This is a genomic window from Pontibacter sp. YIM B11418, from assembly GCF_059278805.1.
In genome coordinates, this window is the sequence record NZ_JCAEMH010000002.1 from 609,626 (window position 1) to 627,690 (window position 18,065).

Consider the following 18,065-nt stretch of genomic DNA (forward strand, 5'->3'; position numbering starts at 1 on the left):
CAAATAAGAAGGGCTCCCTGGCTAATGCCAGGGAGCCCTTTTTGATGCTGTATACCTGTACAGACTATTGCTCGATCACAAAGCTTACGCTTACATTAGATGTCACAATCACTTCGCCGCCAGCAATGGATGGTCCTCCGCCTTGTGCCATTTCCATGTCCATCGACATTTTCCCATAACCGTTCCGTGGCGAGCCGTTGGAGGTATGCTCACTAATAGAGTACACTTTACCGACTTTAGCTCCTAACTCCGCTGTCAGGGCATTGGCTTTTTGCTTGGCATCGGCCACCGCTTTTTTGCGTGCCTCAGCACGGTGCTTTTCGAGGTCAGAAACTCTGAAGTAAATGTTATCGATGCGGTTTACACCATTGTCATACAAACCGGACAGCAGTTCGTCGAACTTGTTGATCTTTTTGATCACGATGGTCATGGTTTTCTGAGCCAGATAAAACTCGGGCTGCGCTTTTCCAAATTCTGTACCAGCGTAAATAGGCTGCAGGTTTACGAAAGAGGTCTGGATATCTTTGGCATCCACGCCCTGCTTGCGCAAATACGCGATAATGGCGGCCGCTTGCTTATCGGTTTGCTTACGGGCCTGATCCAGGGTCTTCTCGCGAGTTTCCACTCCCAGGGTAATCACGACTTCATTTGGCTCAAGCTTCACCTCCCCTATTCCGTTCACACTGATAAGCGGAGGCATGATCTGCTGCTGGGCCACTGCCGGAAACACAGCTACCAGCAAAAACATAAGAGCGACAAAGGATACTTTTTTCATAATTTTAATTAAAAGGTTAGAAACGTGGTAGTAAATATAGCATCATGCTATATAGCCTCCAATTACAAAGGCCGTACCAGAAATGAGTTGGCACAAAAAAACCCTTCACAAGTGGGTGAAGGGTTCTGTTTAGTTGTAAACGGCTATTAAGCTTCGAAGTCGAAATCCTGGTCAGCCACGTACTTGGCAACCAGCACAGCACCGAGTGTTACAGCACCTGCTGTCAGGATAAGCTGTGTCGTGCTCATACGGCGGGCGCCCTGCAACACCAGTTTACCTACATCGTGTAATAGTTCAGGCAGTTTGTCGTGCTTACCCTGAAACACGTGCATCGCCGACTCTACCGTTTTAGACATGTCGTGTGGCTGCATGAGTCTGAGAGCGCTTTGTTCCTTCTTGCCCTGGCTTTGTTTGTTTTTGTCGGCATTCTGGTTGCTCTTGTTATCGTTTTCCATAGTTATTTTCGGTTTCGTTTAGGTATTACGTTTAAGTGGTTTTCTTATACGGCATTATCTGCGTCAGGATATGGCCTAACCCTCAGCACGGCCTCCGTACTTCGTAATCATCTCGTTCATGCGCTGCATCAGACTGTCGGAGTTTATCATCATGCTTGCCGGGAAACCTACCGAAAGGTCACTGATCTCGAGCGACTTCGTGTCAGGATCGTAATTGAAATTAGCGTTGACGCCTTTCTCGTCTATGCGGCCACTGTTGCCCTGCAAATTCATGCCATAGGTCTGCAGTTTGCTTTTCAGTTCGTTGTATGCTTCTGGCGTTACGCCAGTATAGAATGCTCTTTTTGACATAGTATTTAAATTTTAACGGATGAAGGTATAACGGCACAAGATAAGACGAAGTTTACAAAAACGATTAGCTTGGGCATTCGCTTCAGCCTCACGAAAGCGCCTCTCAGGTATAGGCGAAGCGGTGTGGTCCATTTTTTAAAAATAATTTTGCTTCCTAAAAATAGGCTTGTATATTTGCACCCGCAATACAGTAGCACGGTCCGTTCGTCTAGGGGTTAGGACTCCAGATTTTCATTCTGGCAACAGGGGTTCGATTCCCCTACGGACTACAAAACCCGCAAACAAGGGAAATGAAAGGAAGGCTAAAATGGCCTTCCTTTCTTGTTTTCGCACATTTTCATCTTTTCCCTTTCTCTTCTTTGCCCTTGTTTGCGTTGTTTCTGTTACTCGGTTGTTACCCGTTTCTTTGTACTTTGCTTCCAATCAACGGAAGTTTTAAAGGAAAATCAACCCTTCTAACAAAGACAAATGAGCGTAACATTACGAAAAAAAGTGCTGGCCAACGGCAAGATCAGCCTCTACCTGGATTACTACTCTGAAGGTGAAAGAAAGTACGAGTTCCTCAAGCTCTACACCTACAAGCGGCCAAAAGACGAATCCGAGAAGCAACACAACAAAGACATCACCAAGCTAGCGGAAAGCATCCGCTCCAAGCGTGAGCTACAAATCAACAGTTCCGAGCATGGCTTTGAAACTGTGCTTCAGAAGAGCATTAACTTCCTCTCATACTACGAGCAGTTCGTAGCCAACTACCCCAAGAAGGACAAGCGCCTGGCTACTGCCTCGTTGCAGTACTTTAAGGCCTTTGTAGGCAAAAACTACATCAAGCCAGCTGATTTGACAGAACAGCTCTGCATTGACTTTAAGGAGTATCTCTGCCAGAAACTTAATGGTGAGACGCCGGTCAACTACTTTTCCAAGTATAAGAAGATGCTCCGCCAAGCCGTTCGGGAGAAAGTTATGACTACTAATCCTGCGGCAGACGTGCTCAACAGAAGAGGTATCAGCGTCAAAAAAGACATCCTCTCAGTGCAGGAGATCCAGAAGTTAGCAACTGCCGCCTGCGGTAACACCGAAGTAAAGCGTGCCTTTCTCTTTGCCTGCAACACGGGTCTGCGCTACTGTGACATCAAAGAGCTCACCTGGGGCAACATCAACGACACCATCCTGAAAGTAACGCAGGCTAAGACCGGGAAGCCGGTGATCATGCTGCTGAATGCCTCTGCACAGAAGCTACTGGGCCAGGCTCAAGGCGAAGAGGAGAAAATCTTCACCCTTCCCTCCCATACAGGAATTTCTAAATCGCTTAAAAGCTGGGCCAAAAGAGCAGCAGTGCAAAAACACATCACCTTCCATGTGGCCAGGCACTCGTTTGCCACCAACCTTATTATTTACAAAAACGATGTCAATACTGTATCCTCCCTGATGGGACACTCATCTTTGGTTGAAACACAGAAGTATGTGCGTGTCGTAAAGGCCCTAACGGAGCAAGCTGTGAACAGTTTGCCCGAACTAACATTTCAATTGGATGGATAAATAATTATAAACGATTGCCCTTATGGAAAAAAGAAAAGCACACTTTGTTTCATATTACACAGGTCCTTATGATGAGAATCTACCTGAAATTCCTTATCAGGAAATAAACCCAGCTAATATGGTACTTGAAAATGAAAGGTACTTTGATATGCTAAAATTTATGTTTGTCGAAAGAGGCCAGGATCCGCGAGCGTTTATAGATTCATTTGCTTTTAAAATTTATAATAAAATAAAGCCCTCTTTCGAAGAAAAAAGAGCAGAGTTGCAAAGAGACCTTGAAAAGAAATTTTGTATCACACCACAATTGGAAGGATTTGTAGTTTGGTATATGGTACATAGGTATGAACCCCTCATGAGAGAAATAAAGCCAAAGATATATTGGACGGTAAAGCCATGTTATAGCAAAATAGCCCCTTATAAAATCAAAGGTAAAATGGAACTTCCACCATCCTTATATATAGGTGTTAGTGATGATGACATTTACTGCTACTGCGCTCATAGAGCCCGAGAAATTGATCAGGTTGGCAAACAACTCAGTGATGGAATAGCTTTTCAGTTTACATCCCCTAAACAACATAAAAAAGAACAGGAGACGCTCTATTGGTTAGGTACTGAAGCCCAACTCTGGGTTTTGTACCATAATATGGTGGGTAAACAGGTGAGATGTAAATTTGAGGTTTTTGCAAGTATTTTTGGAATGGGGCTATGTGAAGGACCAATAACCTGGTTCGGAGGGGTCAGGGAATTGATTATTTTCATAAAATTTCTATGTAATAAGAAATTTCTAGAAACTTGTGAAGAACTACCCCTGAAGCTGATTTGTAGCCTTTTTAAACCAAAAAAAGGTGATAATTTTAGTTATAAAAGCTTGAAAACAACTAATAGTGCTGTTGGATTAGATTCACTCACTGGCCCACTTAATAAGCTGATAATCAAATTATCAAAAGGTTTATAAGTGCTTTCCTTTACCTATTTACCTTTACCTTGACCATCTCTTTCCCTTAAAACGGTAAACTACAAGTTGACATTTTCTTTCACAGCTTTGCAGCATAAAGATTTATGTGAAGTTGAAAATGAAAGAACTATTACTCCTTACACAGCGCCTGGCCAACATCGAGGCGCTTATCACCCAATCATACCTTAGCCAAAAGAGGGTGCTCACGTTAGACGAAGCCGTCATATACACTGGCCGTTCGTTATCTAACCTCTACAAGCTTACCGCCTCCAGGTCTATTCCGCACAGCAAACCTGAGGGTAAGATGATCAGTTTCGATAGATATGAGTTGGAAGCTTGGATGCTGCGCAATCCGGTGCGAACAATGGCTTCCATCGAGGCGGATGCTGCCACGCACGTGACGCTCAACAGAGTACGCGGATGGTAACGGCAATTATCTCGTTGCTGCTTTGGCAGGAAGGCAGGGAATCTAAGTGCAATACAATAGGGTTGCCATGCTCCTTTACTGTTTTTGTCCCAACTACCATAACTGCAAGTAGGTACAGCGGACGGGTAGTTGCCCGCTCTACTTATCCCTTTTTCCCTGTAAAAAATAGCCCTACCACGTGCAATCCCAGCGATATCTGCTGCATTTCATGGGTTAAGCTTATAAAGGTGCCAAATGGAACTGCTGAAAAGATGAGCTATTGCAGGCTGGTTGGGCAATGCATGATAATACCATCGTGACGTCTAAGCGAGTACACATCTCCTCCAGATACAAGTTAAACAGACACGGCTCGTACTAAAAACACCATCCCAAAACACAGGACATAGCAATGTCTTATTATTAATGATTACCCTATAGAAAGTATCAATTTATATCAAATGAAAAAGCATCAACCAAGAAAGCTAACAGAAACTAGAGTCCCCAAAGAAGAAATATTTTCTGTTTCTCCAAGTGTAATCACCGCTTTGCAAAGGCACCACGCCTTTCCCATTGGTCAGAGTGTAGAGTTAAGTTATTTAATTTCGGAGGAGATGGCAAAACTAGTCAATAAAATCTTCTGTGAAGTTATGACCAATTTAGAACTTCCAGAACATGCTATAAGAGGAGTTTTATCCGACCTCTCTCTGCCCTTGGCAGCTTTCAAAAAGGCCTTAGAAAACGCATCTCCACCTCAAGCAAATGATGAAATTCAACAAGAACTGTTACCCCTGCATGAAACAGCTGCTGCCTTTCAAGTTTCAGAGGCTACTATACTTGAATGGATAAAAGCTGGCGAGATAGCTCCAATTCAATTTAACAACAATATTTACTTTTTAGTAGGAAGGATGATTTAATACAATGCAGAGCTTAATACTGGTTAGGCTCTGCATTTAAATACTATTTCTAAGTATGATTCAGAGGGTGGCATGCTGTTGAAGACTCTGCCATCTCATGTATAATTTATAAAGCATGTTGGAGCCCTCTCTTCTACATATAGGTTAAGACTATCCCCTTAAACCAATCAGCAACACGTGTTTCCTCGGTTTATAAACATATTAAGATAATCATCTTAATCAAATTAGCAGCGAACCGAAACATATCTGCCCTGCAGCTAGATGCCCTTTCTGCGGCTATTCAATTCCATTATCCAAAATGATACGACAAACAAGTAGCTGCAAAGAACACTTGCCAGCTCAAGGACTCCTGTTGCCTGGTAACTTGCATCTGCAAAACTTTCTTACAAAGGAGAAAAGACAACGGCTTCATCTGTACGCCTGCTTCTGTCATATCCTCTATGAGATAGGCTCAAACGATAAACGATATAATATCGATGATTTTATTCGGCTAGATAGCAGACAGCTACGTTTTCTGCTCACAACCAAGGAAGCGACAAAAATAAAAAATGACTTGCGCACATGGGGCATAATCGAGTGTGATGACACCTATACTATAGGCACTGAGACCACGCCCGGCAAATGCCTGGGCTACCGTTTTACTGAAACATACAGAAATACGACACCTCAGGTATACCAGCTCCTAAACAAGCCCTTGCTCAAAAAATGGAAAGCGATAACTAAGGTGAGAGCGCAGGGAATGGATACCCTGAGGAAAGAATCCCCTACCATCGATTTCTTGTTCCGTCAGATGCAGAACCTAGGTATAGCTTGGGGCAAGGCTTTTGATCATGCGCTTCAGCAACACCCACAAGCAATAGCTTTGGGCTGGCAACAATTTAAGAAGGGCTTTAAAAGAATGAAATTCGAAGATTTTGTATACCACCCTATACCCAACTCTCCATTACCGGTGGTTTTTCCTATGCTAGAGTTCAGCAAATCCGTCTATAATAAGTTCTATAATGTACACCGCTTTTCCCTGGCTTTGACTGGTAATGTACAGGCAATTACATTCAGAAGATGTGAAAAAACAGGCAGGTTAACGACTAATCTGAATGGTTTAGCCAAAGAGTACCGGCCCTTCGTTCATCACAGGAGTGGAGAGCACCTCTGTTTGGTAGATATCGGAGAATGCCAGCCGTTTCTCTTCGCATGCCACCTGAAAGCTAATGCTGCTTTAAACTGGGGAAACCAAATCCCTGAAGACGTTTCGCTTTACATAGAAAAAACCTCCAACAGAGAGTTTTATGACTATATGATCGCCAAGCATGGTACAACAAAGCATGCTCGTGCAGAATTTAAAAAAGCCTTATTCTCAAGTGTCTTTTACAGTGAAAATGCTATTGCAGAGAAACCGAGCAATCTGATAGCTACCACATTCAGAGAAACCTTCCCGAATGTATATAAAGAGCTGAGAGCCCTAAAGGAGCGTGTCGGGGTGAGTAGACTATCTCACCAGATGATGAGGTTGGAAAGCGAAATAATGATTGATACAGTGTGCGGCAACATCGCCTGCTTGCATGACGAGGGCTTCTTCGTAGCAACAATCCACGATGCCCTTGTCACTACGGCTGACAAAGTGCCCGTTGTCATGCGCCTTATCAAGGAAGCATTCTTCGACAGGTTCGGTCTTGTTCCCACCCTCATAGCAGAAGATTTCAATCATGATGACCTCCCTTTTTAACCAAGCCAGAACATGTCTATTATATAAATAGGGTAAGTGACACGGCTTCCGTAATGCTACATAAGCAATGCGAGGACCTCTCCCCTACTAAGTAGAGCCCCCTAGACCGTGCACGGTTCAAGGCTAGATAGTCTCATCACTCTTCTTCTACTTTTTATATTGGCTCTGCAACTGGTCGGGATCCACCGCCAATACCGATCAGTTGCATCATACCTCCTATCCCAGGACTTCACTCCTCCGTGTACACATATGCGACCACCTCCTTCTGTTCCCAAGCACAAAAGTGACTACATAGGGAGAAGGATAGAGAGAAGAAAGGAAGAGAAAAAAGGGATGGTGGGTTCGTGCACCCTACCACTGAAAAGGAATACGGTGCCTAAAAGTAACTACATAAGGAGAATAGAAGCAGAAAAAGGAAAGATAATAGAGGGTGAGTGGGGGCTGTGGTGCTGTATAAGGCAGCCGTCAGAACAAACAAGTGTCACCGACTACATACATATTAACTTCTCTGCTCCTGGCATTTAGAATGAGTAGGCCTGCAGGAGCTAAAATAGGCTCTCACTGCCTCAAGAGGCCATTCTCATTCTGCAGTTGGTGTCTTCTGCCACAAGAGTGGAGTAGAGAGAACAAGAGGAGATTGCGCTAGACGGGGAGCGGTGGCAGCTGTTTGTAGGGGTTTACCGGGTAAGGGCAAAAGGCTTGGTGGCTGTTCCCTGGTCGTACATGTGCCGAAGGACCTACGCTGGGCAAAACACATCCATTTGGAACAAAGGGCCTAAAAAAGGGCCGTTTCCAGCCTCTCAGGGGCCTGTTTTTGGAGGTCGTAGGTACAGAGGTAGTACGCGGGTAAATCGTACATCCTACGTACGCTCTATTAAATCTGCTACAGCGTACATCCCACGGACACACGATGTATCAGATCTAATACAGCGTGCATCCTACGGCACATGCCTGCTACCTGTGACAGGTCATCGGCTTATACGCTGCGCTATGGCCTTATATGCTACCTGTTTACGATCCGTAGAAGATTGTAGTGAACACGTAGACAAGTTAGCGACTTACTCAAGCAGTAGCAGTGGAAGCATCAAAACCCTTGTTATGGCAGTACATCTCTTACATAATGTTTCCTGAAGCAATTTTTTCATGCTGGCTTACAGAAATTAAAATAAGTCTAGATTAGTACTTTAGCCGTTACCCATTATAGACTTTTAAGTATGGTAGCCTCACATTATCATGTTACTACCGGAGAGGGTACCCCTGCCTAACCAGCTTCATACGCTTCGCTAATTAGCAGAAACGTCCACCATCAATCCTGTATCTCCTGCATATGCTCTAGTAACTCCAACAAAAAACCATTACCTATTTGATGTGTCTGCTTAAGGCGCATGTCATCCATGACATAACCATTGACGATGAACAGCTTGATCACTGAAGTCATCCAGCTACAGAACTGGGTTGCCTGAATGGAAGCTGGTGATTGGGGCTTGTATACAGGAGAAGGATGGACTCCAGGGGCATATGGTTTATGGGCATAGCTTGGAACCTTACATTATTTCATGAATCTTCTTGAGCATAATACCATGTTTCCGAGGCAACACACCTCATACAAGATGTGTGTTAGCATATAGCTGAAACATTTTGTACGATACGTAACGGGAGTCGAAAGGGTATAGTTGAGGTTGAAGCTCTGCTTTAAATGAGGATTCAACAACATACTAAACCTTCGTTCCAGAAATGATTAAACGACGAGATTAGCTATTGGCACCTCTCCCAGCCGAGTGGTATAGTAAGGCGACCGGTAGTCTGACTTCAAGCTCCACTCCTTGTTCAGGCCCTGTGCCGCCACCATCACTTTGCTTCTCCCGAACCTGTCGGTAAGCCCATCCATCACCTCCATCAGGCGTTTGTGCTTATCCCGGTCCACCGTGTCCAGCAGGTCGAACTGTATCCGGTCCTCCGGGATGATCTCCGTCACGATGACGCCGCTCTTCTTGTAAAAGTAGCCGTCTCTGTAGATGGCCTTCAACGCCAACGTGGCATAGTGAATCAGCTCCATATCGGAGTTGGTAGCCACTGGCATGCAGACAGTCTTGCTGTTGTAGTACTGCCTGTCACTCTCCGAGAAGCGGTTGGTCTGAACAAAGACGGTCACCAGTCGGGCGCAGCTTTTCTGCCCCCGGAGCTTTTTGGCACACTTGGCCGCATAGCTGGCGGTGGCTTCCTGCACTGCCTCCAGCGTGCTTAGTTTGGTGCCGAAGCTTCTGGAGGTGCAAATGCCCTTCTTGGGGGGCGCGATCTCCTCTAACTCCAAACAGGACTCCCCCCGCAGCTCCCTGAGCAGCCTCACCCCCACCACTGTCATGTGCTGCCGGACCCAGTTCTCAGTAAGCTGCGTGAAGTCATATGCTGTTACTACACCTCGCTTCTTCAGGAATTTGGCATACTGGCCGCCGATGCCCCATACATCCTCCACCTTTGTCGCCTCCAACGCCTTTTGGATGTGGTAAGGATCCGTCAGCACTAGTACCCCGTTTGCCTTGACCGACTTCTTGGCCAGCTTGTTGGCTACCTTTGCCAGCGCCTTCGTGGGAGCCACGCCCAGGCTGATAGGGATACCGGTCCATTGCGTCACCGTTCGTTTGATTTTCCAGGCATAGCTGAACAGGTCGATGTCATAAAAGTCCCCCAGGTCCAGGAAGCACTCGTCTATGGAGTACACCTCCACATGGGGCGTAAACTGCGACAGCGTCTGCATCACCCGGTCCGACATGTCCCCATAGAGCACGTAGTTGGAGGAGAAGGCCTGCACGTGCTTGTGCTCCACCAGGTTCCGTATCTGGAAGAACGGGTCCCCCATTTGTATGCCCAGCGCCTTGGCCTCGTTGCTGCGGGCTATCACGCAGCCGTCGTTGTTGCTCAGCACCACCACCGGCTTCCCGTTCAAGGCTGGGTTAAAGACGCGCTCGCAGGAGGCGTAGAAGTTGTTGCAGTCACAGAGGGCGAAGAGGCTGGTCATAGTTTCACGGGTCTGTGCAGAATCCACACCACCACACCCCACACGCGCATGTCCATGTCCTCCGTTACCTCAATGGGCTTGTAGCTGGGGTTAGCCGGGTAAAGGAAAGCCCTGTTGTTGATACTGCGGAAGGTCTTCACGGTAAAGTCCCCGTCTAGGAAACAGACAACCGGCAAGCCGTCACTCGGTTTGAGCGCTTTATCAATCACCAGCAGGTCCCCGTCGTGAATGTTGGCGTCCTGCATGGAGTTGCCCTTTACCCGCATCATAAAAGTGGAAGTGGGGTTCTGCACCAGGTACTTGCCTAAATCAATCCGGTCCTCCAGGTAATCATCAGCAGGTGAGGGAAAACCGGCCGAGACATAGGACGCAAACAGAGGCAGCTCCAAGTCTTCCAGCACTTCGAAATCAAGCAGCTCCAGTATATCAGGGGTGAGGGGGATTACTTTAGCTTCGCACATACCGTCAGGTGTCATAAATATAAAACTAATATATTTAGCAAATACGGATAAAAGCCGGCAATACGCTAATTTTTTTAGTTTATTTTATTCACACTTTTCCCACACCTGAAGTTAATATTGCACAACAGAGCAAATTATAAACATAGCTATTACAGATATAAATGATATTTGTATCTAAGTAGTAACAGTTCATTCGAATCTTATGACAATCTAAAAGCTACCTTTAAAGGCTAATTTCGGTTTCTTTGTAAAGGAGTGGCTGACGATAAGTAGTTTGTTTGTAGGGTATTATAGGACTGAAGAAAGTAGTGTAAGGGTTGTTCCATTTAAATGTATGTACATAGATACCAAAGGAATGATCACAGGTAGTAGATCTATGTCAGGTAAGGCATAAAGGTGTTAAACTATTGCACCCTTCTCTGCACCCTATCGTCAATGTAGGCCTTGACTGGTTAAAAACACAGCCACTACAATACTTAGAAGATTGTATGCTTAAAGCAGACCAGAATCAGCTCAAGATACGAACCTTACATAGCTTCAGGGAGTACCTATAGACTAGGTGCAAACAAATTTTCTATTTATCTTTGTAAAATGAAGTATCTGACCATTCTATGGGCTATGATCATCCTCACCCTGGCGTGCCTCCCCTGCACGGACAGCGGCACGGCCTATGCAACAGGTACGACATCATCCATCTCTGTAGATGACACACACAACGATGCCGAGCAACAGGCTGACCTGTGCTCTCCTTTGTGCGAATGCAATTGCTGCGGTGGCATTTCTCTTTTTACGCCATTGCCTTATGAGGCTTCCTTACTTGAGCCAAAACATGTAGCTTATAACAGTCCATATCATGCGCGAGAGTTCTCATCGCCATCCTTCCCTTTCTGGCATCCGCCTAAAGTCTAGTTTTTAGTTTTCCTTAGGAGTAGTATGCCTTCCCGCTGCCATGCACGCGGAGGGTTTCGGCATGGACCTGCTCCTTTATGTCTATTTGTGTACTAAAAACAGTAAAGGTGCTAGATAAAATCATTCATTTTTCCATTCACAACAAGCTCATCATCGGCTTGATGACCCTTGCGCTTATTATTTGGGGCGGCTATTCCCTGACGCAGCTGCCCATCGATGCCATCCCGGACATCACCAACAACCAGGTACAGGTCATCACCTCCAGCCCTTCGCTGGCAGCCCAGGAAGTGGAGCGGCTCATCAGCTTTCCCGTGGAGCAGACCATGTCCACCATCCCGGACATTGAGGAAGTGCGCTCCATATCCCGTTTCGGGCTCTCCGTGGTAACCATTGTGTTCAAAGAGAACGTGGACGTTTACTGGGCGCGACAGCAGGTGGCGGAGCGGCTCTCGGAAGCTTCCGAGAACATACCGCCAGGCATCGGCAGCCCCGAGATGGCGCCTATCTCCACAGGACTGGGCGAGATTTACCAGTATGTGGTTCACGCCAAGCCGGGCTATGAGCAGCAGTACTCCGCCATGGAGCTGCGCACCATTCAGGACTGGATCGTTCGTCGGCAGCTGCTGGGCACGCCCGGCGTGGCGGAGGTGAACAGTTTCGGCGGCTACCTAAAGCAATACGAAATCGCCATAGACCCTGACAGGCTCAAGGCGCACAGCCTGAGTATCACGGATGTGCTCACAGCCCTGGAGCGCAACAACGGCAACACCGGCGGGGCCTACATCGACAAAAAGCCCAACGCCTACTTTGTGCGCAGCGAAGGGCTGATCGAGAGCTTGAGCGAAGTGGAGAAAGTGGTCGTCAGCAACACCTCTGACGGCACGCCGGTCCTTATCTCAGATATAGCCCAGGTGCAGTTTGGCACAGCCAACCGCTACGGGGCCCTGACCGATGCCCAGGGCGAAGCGGTGGGCGGCATTGTGATGCTGCTCAAAGGGGAGAACACCAATCAGGTGGTGGAGCGGGTAAAAACGCGCATGGAACAGATCCGAAAGACTCTTCCAGAGGGAGTGGCCGTCGAAGCCTTCCTAGACCGGAGTGAGCTGATCGGAAGAGCCATCAGTACCGTGGAGCGCAACCTGATCGAAGGAGCCCTTATTGTGATCTTTGTGCTCGTGCTCTTTTTGGGGAACCTTCGCGCCGGTCTGGTGGTGGCCTCTGTCATACCCCTGGCCATGCTGTTTGCCATCATCCTGATGCGCCTGTTCAATGTGACGGGTAACCTGATGAGCTTGGGGGCTATAGATTTCGGTATCATTGTGGACGGCGCCGTGATTATTGTGGAAGCCACCATGCACCACCTGGGCTTGCGTGGTGATAAGAGGCTTACCCAGGCCCAGATGGACGAGGAAGTGTACGAGTCGGCCCGCAAGATCCGCACCTCGGCTGCTTTCGGCGAGATCATCATCCTGATCGTGTACCTGCCTATCCTAGTATTGGTGGGAATAGAGGGAAAGATGTTCCGGCCCATGGCGCTGACGGTCTCCTTTGCCATTCTGGGTGCTTTCATTCTTTCCCTGACGTACGTTCCGATGATGTCGGCGCTGGTGCTGAGCAAGAACACCGCGCACAAGCGTAACTTCTCTGACAGGATGATGGACTTCTTCCAGAGCCTTTACAGTCCCGTTATCAAGGGGGCCTTAAGGATGAAGGCGCTGGTGCTGTTGCTGGCTGTCGGTTTGTTTGCCATAGCCCTGCTGCTCTTCTCCAGCATGGGCAGCGAGTTTATACCCACGCTGGATGAAGGTGACTTTGCGCTGGAAACCAGGCTGCTAACAGGTAGCTCCCTGTCCGAGACCATCGAAAAAGTATCTTTGGCTTCCCGCATCCTGAAAGAGCGGTTTCCGGAAGTAAAGGAAGTGATCAGCAAGATCGGGGCTGCCGAGATACCGACAGACCCGATGCCGATGGAAGCGGCGGATGTGACCATTATACTGAAGGACAAGGACGAGTGGACCAGCGCCGACACCCGCGAAGAGCTGGCCAGCCAGATGACCGAGGCCCTGGAAGCCATTCCGGGTGTCACCTTCGGTGTTTCCCAGCCCATACAGCTGCGGTCAAACGAACTGATTTCCGGGGTGCGGCAGGACGTAGGCATCAAGATCTTTGGGGAAGATATGGCCGAGTTAACCCGGTTGTCGCAGGAAGTAGGCCGCGTGGTGGCCTCGGTCGAAGGAGCGGAAGATCTCTATGTAGAGCAGGTATCAGGGCTTCCCCAGGTCGTCGTCAACATTAGCCGCGACCAGATCGCCAAATTCGGGTTGGACGTGGAAACAGTCAATCAAACCATTAACGCTGCTTTTGCCGGACAAAGCGCCGGGATGGTATATGAAGGGGACCGCCGTTTTGATATAGTGGTGCGCCTTACCCAGGAAGAACGGCAGGACATTAACGATGTACGGCAGCTTTATGTCACTACTCCAACCGGAGGGCAGGTGCCGCTCACGCAGGTGGCCGACATCCAATACCGACAGGGACCTAACCAGATTCAGCGAGAAGATGCCCAACGACGCATCATCGTAGGCTTTAACGTGCGAGGACGTGACATTGCCAGCGTGGTGGAGGAAGTACAGGAAAAGATTGATCGCGCAGTACAGCTACCCGTAGGGTATTTTGTTACCTATGGAGGCCAGTTTGAAAACCTGGAGCAAGCCAACAAGCGGCTCTCGGTTGCTGTTCCGGCAGCCCTGTTACTCATCTTCCTGCTGCTATACCTGACCTTTCGGTCTGTGCGACACTCTCTTTTGATATTTACAGCTATTCCTTTATCTGCTATAGGTGGAGTACTCGCCTTGTGGCTGCGCGGTATGCCCTTTAGCATATCTGCCGGAGTCGGGTTTATTGCTTTGTTTGGTGTAGCTGTGTTGAACGGTATTGTGCTGATTGCCGAGTTTAACAGGCAATGCAAAGAGCACCCGGGTATAAGTTTGCGGGAGGTGGTGTTGAACGGTACGGCGATCCGGTTGCGACCGGTACTGATGACAGCTACCGTGGCATCGTTAGGCTTTTTGCCGATGGCGCTCTCAAATACGGCGGGAGCGGAAGTACAGAAACCATTGGCTACGGTAGTGATCGGGGGACTGGTAACGAGCACGTTGCTTACCCTGGTGGTATTGCCTGTACTCTACATCCTGTTGGAAAATTATTACGTGCAACGCAGAAACAATAAATCAGGCGGTGGTAATTTCTCTACTGCTGCTGTCTCCCTGTTCCTGATCCTTGCAAGCTTTGGTTTTCTGTTAAGCTCGGCACCGGCTGCCCTTGCTCAAGGTCCTGTGAAGCATTATACCTTACAGGAAGCAGTGAACCGTGCGCTTGCGCAGAACCCTACAGTAAGCGCTGCCAGCCTAGACGTAAAAAGAAGTCAAACCTTGCAAGAAGCCTCCTGGAATCTGGACAAAACGCAAGTACGGTTCTCAACCGGAAAACTGGCTACAGGTACTTATGACAACGAGATTTCTGTCTCGCAGTCCCTGTCACTGCCGACTCTCTATAGCAGGCAGGCCAAGTTAGCCGATGAACTGATTGAAGTCAGCAGAGTTAATCTTACACAACGCCAGCGGGAAGTTATCCGCGATGTGAGGCTCAACTATTACGGCCTTGTGTATGCCCTGTCACGACTACGCTTACTTACCTACCAGGACAGCCTGTATGTACAGTTTTCTAAAGCCGCACAGGTCAGGCTACGCACCGGTGAGACGAACCTGCTGGAGAAAGTAAGTGCTGAAGCACAGCTGTCTGAGGTGCGCAATAACGCTTTTCAGGCGGAAACAGATCTTGCTGTCTTCCAGGAAAGGCTACAGGCATTGCTGGTAACCGATACGCTTGTAGCGACTGCCGATACGGTGCTGAACCGGCTTCCTTTGCCTACCATAACCGAAGCGCAATTAGAGCAGAACCCAAGGCTTCGCCTGGCACAACAGCAAGTAGCCGTTCAGCAGGCAGAAACCAAGCTGGAGCGCGCGAAGATGTTGCCAGACCTGCAGCTTGGGTATACGAATCGCACCTTAGGGGGCCACGCTAGCGGTGCTGAAGCCTTTGAAGCGCCACAGGAAGTTTCTGTTGGGGTTGCTGTCCCACTCTGGATAAAACCACAGAAGCGTCGCATTGAGGCTGCTAAAATACAGGCTGATGTGGCAAAGCTGAACCTGCAGCAAACGCGCAATGAGTTGCGGGCGGATGTCGAAGTTGCCTTACAGCAGGCTCTAAAACGACAAAGTAGCCTAATTTACTACGAAAAGACTGCCCTGCCGCAGGCACAGCTTATCATCACCCAGGCCACGAAAGCTTACCGCGCCGGAGAGATCAGTTACCAGGACTACATCCTGAACCTGAACAGGGGACTCGCCATCCGGACCAATTACCTGGAAACGCTTTATGCTTATGACAGGGCTGTCATCGAAGTACAGTACATCCTGGAAAATCAACTATAATCACAAGAGAAATCATCCGACATGAAAAGGATCATCTATATCGCATACCTTACCTGCTTTCTAACTTTTACTTCCTGTGGCAATACGGCAGAACCGGCACAGGAAGAGACGGAAGCGCATGAAGAAGAAAGGCCCGACAGGGCAGAACTTACCACAGAGCAGTATCAAGTCGCAGGCATTGTGTTAGGTAAACCCGAAATGCGGAACCTGAGCAACATGCTGACCCTTACGGGTAAATTGGATCTGCCCCCACAAAACATGTCTTCGGTCACTGCTCCACTCGGCGGGTTCATCCGGAAAACAGAAGTAATGGAAGGCCGCTACGTGAAGAAAGGAGAATTGCTGGCTACGATCGAAAACCCGGAATTTGTGACCTTGCAAGAAGATTACCTGGAAGCCAGAAATCGCCTGGACTATCTGGAGCTGGAATACAAACGGCAAAAAGAGCTACATGAAGAACAAGTCACCGCAGCTAAAACCTACCAACAGACCGTGGCAGAGTATAAAAGCATACAAACGCGGGTGCAGGCCTTGCAGGAACGTTTAGCCATCATCGGCATTACCAATGGCTCACTGCGAAATGGCAAGATCAAACGTGTTCTGCCAATTTATGCACCGCTAGAAGGATACATAACCTTTGTGAATGCAGATGTGGGACGATACGTGGCCCCTACGGATGTACTATTCCGCATTGCCGATACCGACCACATGCACGTAGAGCTGACCGTGTTTGAGAAAGACCTGGCTACTTTAAAAAACGGACAAAAAGTACATTATTCGCTTCCGGGTGAAACAGTTATGAATCATCAGGCTACGATCTACCTGATCGGTAAAGAGATCAGCCCGGAACGGACCGTACAGGTGCATGCGCACATGGAAGAGGAAGACAAAGACCTGGTACCCGGCATGTACGTGCAGGCTCAGGTAGCGCTGGATAACCGGCAGGTACTGGCTTTACCGGAAGCGGCAGTGGTGCAGGAAAATAATAGTAGTTATGTCTTTCTATACACTGGGCAGGCAAAAGAAGGTGATGCCGTGATGAAGCAATTTCGCATGGTGCCTGTAGAACGTGGTATTGAAGAAGGAGGCTTTGTGCAGATCGCCCTTCCTGCCGGAGTCGATACGGCAGCCAGTAACTTTGTAACGAAAGGCGCACACTCGCTGCTGGCTAAAATGCGAAACGCCGAAGAAGAAGGTGGCCATCATTAAGCTAGAAGCTATGCTACAAAACCTAGACATGCTGCTGCAAGCAAAATACATTCGGCCTACGGCCATGCGCCTGCTGGTATTAGATTATCTCAAGTCCCAAAGAGCAGCAGTAAGCCTGAATGATCTGGAAGCCGCATTTCACCGTTCAGACCGCATCACCTTGTACCGTACACTAAAAACCTTTGAGGAAAAAGGATTGGTACACCGTATTGCCGATGGTAGCAGTTCGGTAAAGTATGCGCTGTGTGCAGATGATTGTCAGACGGAGAACCATCAGGACCTGCATGTACACTTCCATTGCAGCCGGTGTTCCGAAACCTATTGCTTGCCCACCGCTCGCATCCCTGATATTTCTATACCTACTGAATTTTCGTCGGAGGAAGTGAGCCTGATCGTGAAGGGCATTTGTGGGAGGTGCAAGGCTGAAAATGCAATGCAATTGCAGGCTAAGGGGCAGTAGCTTTGTAATAGAAACTAGAAGGACAACACGATGAAATTTAACTGGAACATGCCAGCGAAGCTCCGCCCTTATTACCAGCAAGAGTTAAGGGCTTACCACACTAGTTGGGACCAAGGACTGATATTGCAAGCATGGCAACACTTGGAACGGGCGCATATTTTGGGGCAGCCTTACCCGCTTGCACACACCGCTGTACATTGGCAAATGCTTTGGTTTGGCTTTAAAACCAGAGACGTAAAAGAAGTCATTGGACAATTGCCGCGCCTGTTAGTAGGAGGCATTAAATCCTGGGCTGGAATGATCCCACTCGGCAATACCGGTGGGGCAAACGTACCACCACTAAAACCTTTGCCGATTCCGGATGATTTGCAGCAGATCATTCATGCTACCCAATAACTATTA

Annotated in this window: 16 protein-coding genes and 1 tRNA gene; 11 read left to right on the forward strand and 6 right to left on the reverse strand. The window is 48.0% G+C overall.

The window, feature by feature from the left end; translation table 11 throughout:
- Positions 1–64: 64 nt before the first annotated feature.
- The 3 genes from AC4QZR_RS07085 to AC4QZR_RS07095 all read right to left on the reverse strand — a co-directional run bounded on the left by AC4QZR_RS07085 (position 65) and on the right by AC4QZR_RS07095 (position 1,581).
- Positions 65–775: an SIMPL domain-containing protein gene (locus AC4QZR_RS07085; protein WP_494480259.1), complete on the reverse strand. Its 711-nt coding sequence runs from the start codon at positions 773–775 to the stop codon at positions 65–67.
- 146 nt (positions 776–921) lie between these two features.
- Complete coding sequence (locus tag AC4QZR_RS07090; RefSeq protein ID WP_494480260.1) at positions 922–1,230, reverse strand: hypothetical protein; 309 nt, start codon at positions 1,228–1,230, stop codon at positions 922–924.
- 75 nt (positions 1,231–1,305) lie between these two features.
- Entirely contained in the window at positions 1,306–1,581 is a 276-nt protein-coding gene (locus AC4QZR_RS07095) for a hypothetical protein (RefSeq protein WP_494480261.1), read from the reverse strand.
- A gap of 197 nt (positions 1,582–1,778) precedes the next feature.
- On the opposite strand from AC4QZR_RS07095, the gene AC4QZR_RS07100 reads away from it, so the two are divergent.
- The 6 genes from AC4QZR_RS07100 to AC4QZR_RS07125 all read left to right on the forward strand — a co-directional run bounded on the left by AC4QZR_RS07100 (position 1,779) and on the right by AC4QZR_RS07125 (position 7,115).
- Positions 1,779–1,850 (forward strand) — tRNA-Glu (locus AC4QZR_RS07100).
- A gap of 199 nt (positions 1,851–2,049) precedes the next feature.
- Positions 2,050–3,117, forward strand: a complete 1,068-nt coding sequence (locus tag AC4QZR_RS07105) for a site-specific integrase (RefSeq protein ID WP_494480262.1) — start codon at positions 2,050–2,052, stop codon at positions 3,115–3,117.
- Positions 3,118–3,139: 22 nt separating this feature from the next.
- The gene (locus AC4QZR_RS07110; RefSeq protein ID WP_494480263.1) at positions 3,140–4,072 is read left to right on the forward strand and encodes a hypothetical protein; all 933 of its coding nucleotides are present in this window, start codon (positions 3,140–3,142) and stop codon (positions 4,070–4,072) included.
- Positions 4,073–4,190: 118 nt separating this feature from the next.
- Positions 4,191–4,499, forward strand: coding sequence for a helix-turn-helix transcriptional regulator (locus tag AC4QZR_RS07115; protein ID WP_494480264.1), 309 nt, complete (start codon positions 4,191–4,193; stop codon positions 4,497–4,499).
- A 437-nt stretch (positions 4,500–4,936) separates the two neighbouring features.
- Positions 4,937–5,392 (forward strand): helix-turn-helix domain-containing protein, encoded by a 456-nt coding sequence (locus AC4QZR_RS07120; protein ID WP_494480265.1) that lies wholly within the window; start codon positions 4,937–4,939, stop codon positions 5,390–5,392.
- A gap of 298 nt (positions 5,393–5,690) precedes the next feature.
- Positions 5,691–7,115, forward strand: coding sequence for a hypothetical protein (locus AC4QZR_RS07125; RefSeq protein ID WP_494480266.1), 1,425 nt, complete (start codon positions 5,691–5,693; stop codon positions 7,113–7,115).
- A 1,306-nt stretch (positions 7,116–8,421) separates the two neighbouring features.
- Here AC4QZR_RS07125 and rhuM read toward each other — a convergent pair.
- The 3 genes from rhuM to AC4QZR_RS07140 all read right to left on the reverse strand — a co-directional run bounded on the left by rhuM (position 8,422) and on the right by AC4QZR_RS07140 (position 10,607).
- Positions 8,422–8,580 (reverse strand): RhuM family protein, encoded by a 159-nt coding sequence (gene rhuM, locus AC4QZR_RS07130; protein WP_494480386.1) that lies wholly within the window; start codon positions 8,578–8,580, stop codon positions 8,422–8,424.
- Positions 8,581–8,853: 273 nt separating this feature from the next.
- Positions 8,854–10,131, reverse strand: a complete 1,278-nt coding sequence (locus AC4QZR_RS07135; RefSeq protein WP_494480267.1) for a Y-family DNA polymerase — start codon at positions 10,129–10,131, stop codon at positions 8,854–8,856.
- Positions 10,128–10,607, reverse strand: a complete 480-nt coding sequence (locus AC4QZR_RS07140; RefSeq protein WP_494480268.1) for a LexA family protein — start codon at positions 10,605–10,607, stop codon at positions 10,128–10,130. Before AC4QZR_RS07140 ends, AC4QZR_RS07135 begins: the two co-directional genes overlap by 4 nt.
- Positions 10,608–11,183: 576 nt before the next feature.
- On the opposite strand from AC4QZR_RS07140, the gene AC4QZR_RS07145 reads away from it, so the two are divergent.
- The 5 genes from AC4QZR_RS07145 to AC4QZR_RS07165 all read left to right on the forward strand — a co-directional run bounded on the left by AC4QZR_RS07145 (position 11,184) and on the right by AC4QZR_RS07165 (position 18,059).
- Complete coding sequence (locus AC4QZR_RS07145; protein WP_494480269.1) at positions 11,184–11,501, forward strand: DUF6660 family protein; 318 nt, start codon at positions 11,184–11,186, stop codon at positions 11,499–11,501.
- Between the two features lie 107 nt (positions 11,502–11,608).
- On the forward strand, positions 11,609–15,994 hold the full coding sequence (locus tag AC4QZR_RS07150; RefSeq protein ID WP_494480270.1) for a CusA/CzcA family heavy metal efflux RND transporter: 4,386 nt from the start codon (positions 11,609–11,611) through the stop codon (positions 15,992–15,994).
- A gap of 21 nt (positions 15,995–16,015) precedes the next feature.
- Positions 16,016–17,203, forward strand: a complete 1,188-nt coding sequence (locus AC4QZR_RS07155; protein ID WP_494480271.1) for an efflux RND transporter periplasmic adaptor subunit — start codon at positions 16,016–16,018, stop codon at positions 17,201–17,203.
- Between the two features lie 10 nt (positions 17,204–17,213).
- Entirely contained in the window at positions 17,214–17,663 is a 450-nt protein-coding gene (locus tag AC4QZR_RS07160; RefSeq protein WP_494480272.1) for a Fur family transcriptional regulator, read from the forward strand.
- A 30-nt stretch (positions 17,664–17,693) separates the two neighbouring features.
- Positions 17,694–18,059, forward strand: coding sequence for a DUF3703 domain-containing protein (locus AC4QZR_RS07165; RefSeq protein WP_494480273.1), 366 nt, complete (start codon positions 17,694–17,696; stop codon positions 18,057–18,059).
- The last annotated feature ends 6 nt before the right edge of the window (positions 18,060–18,065 follow it).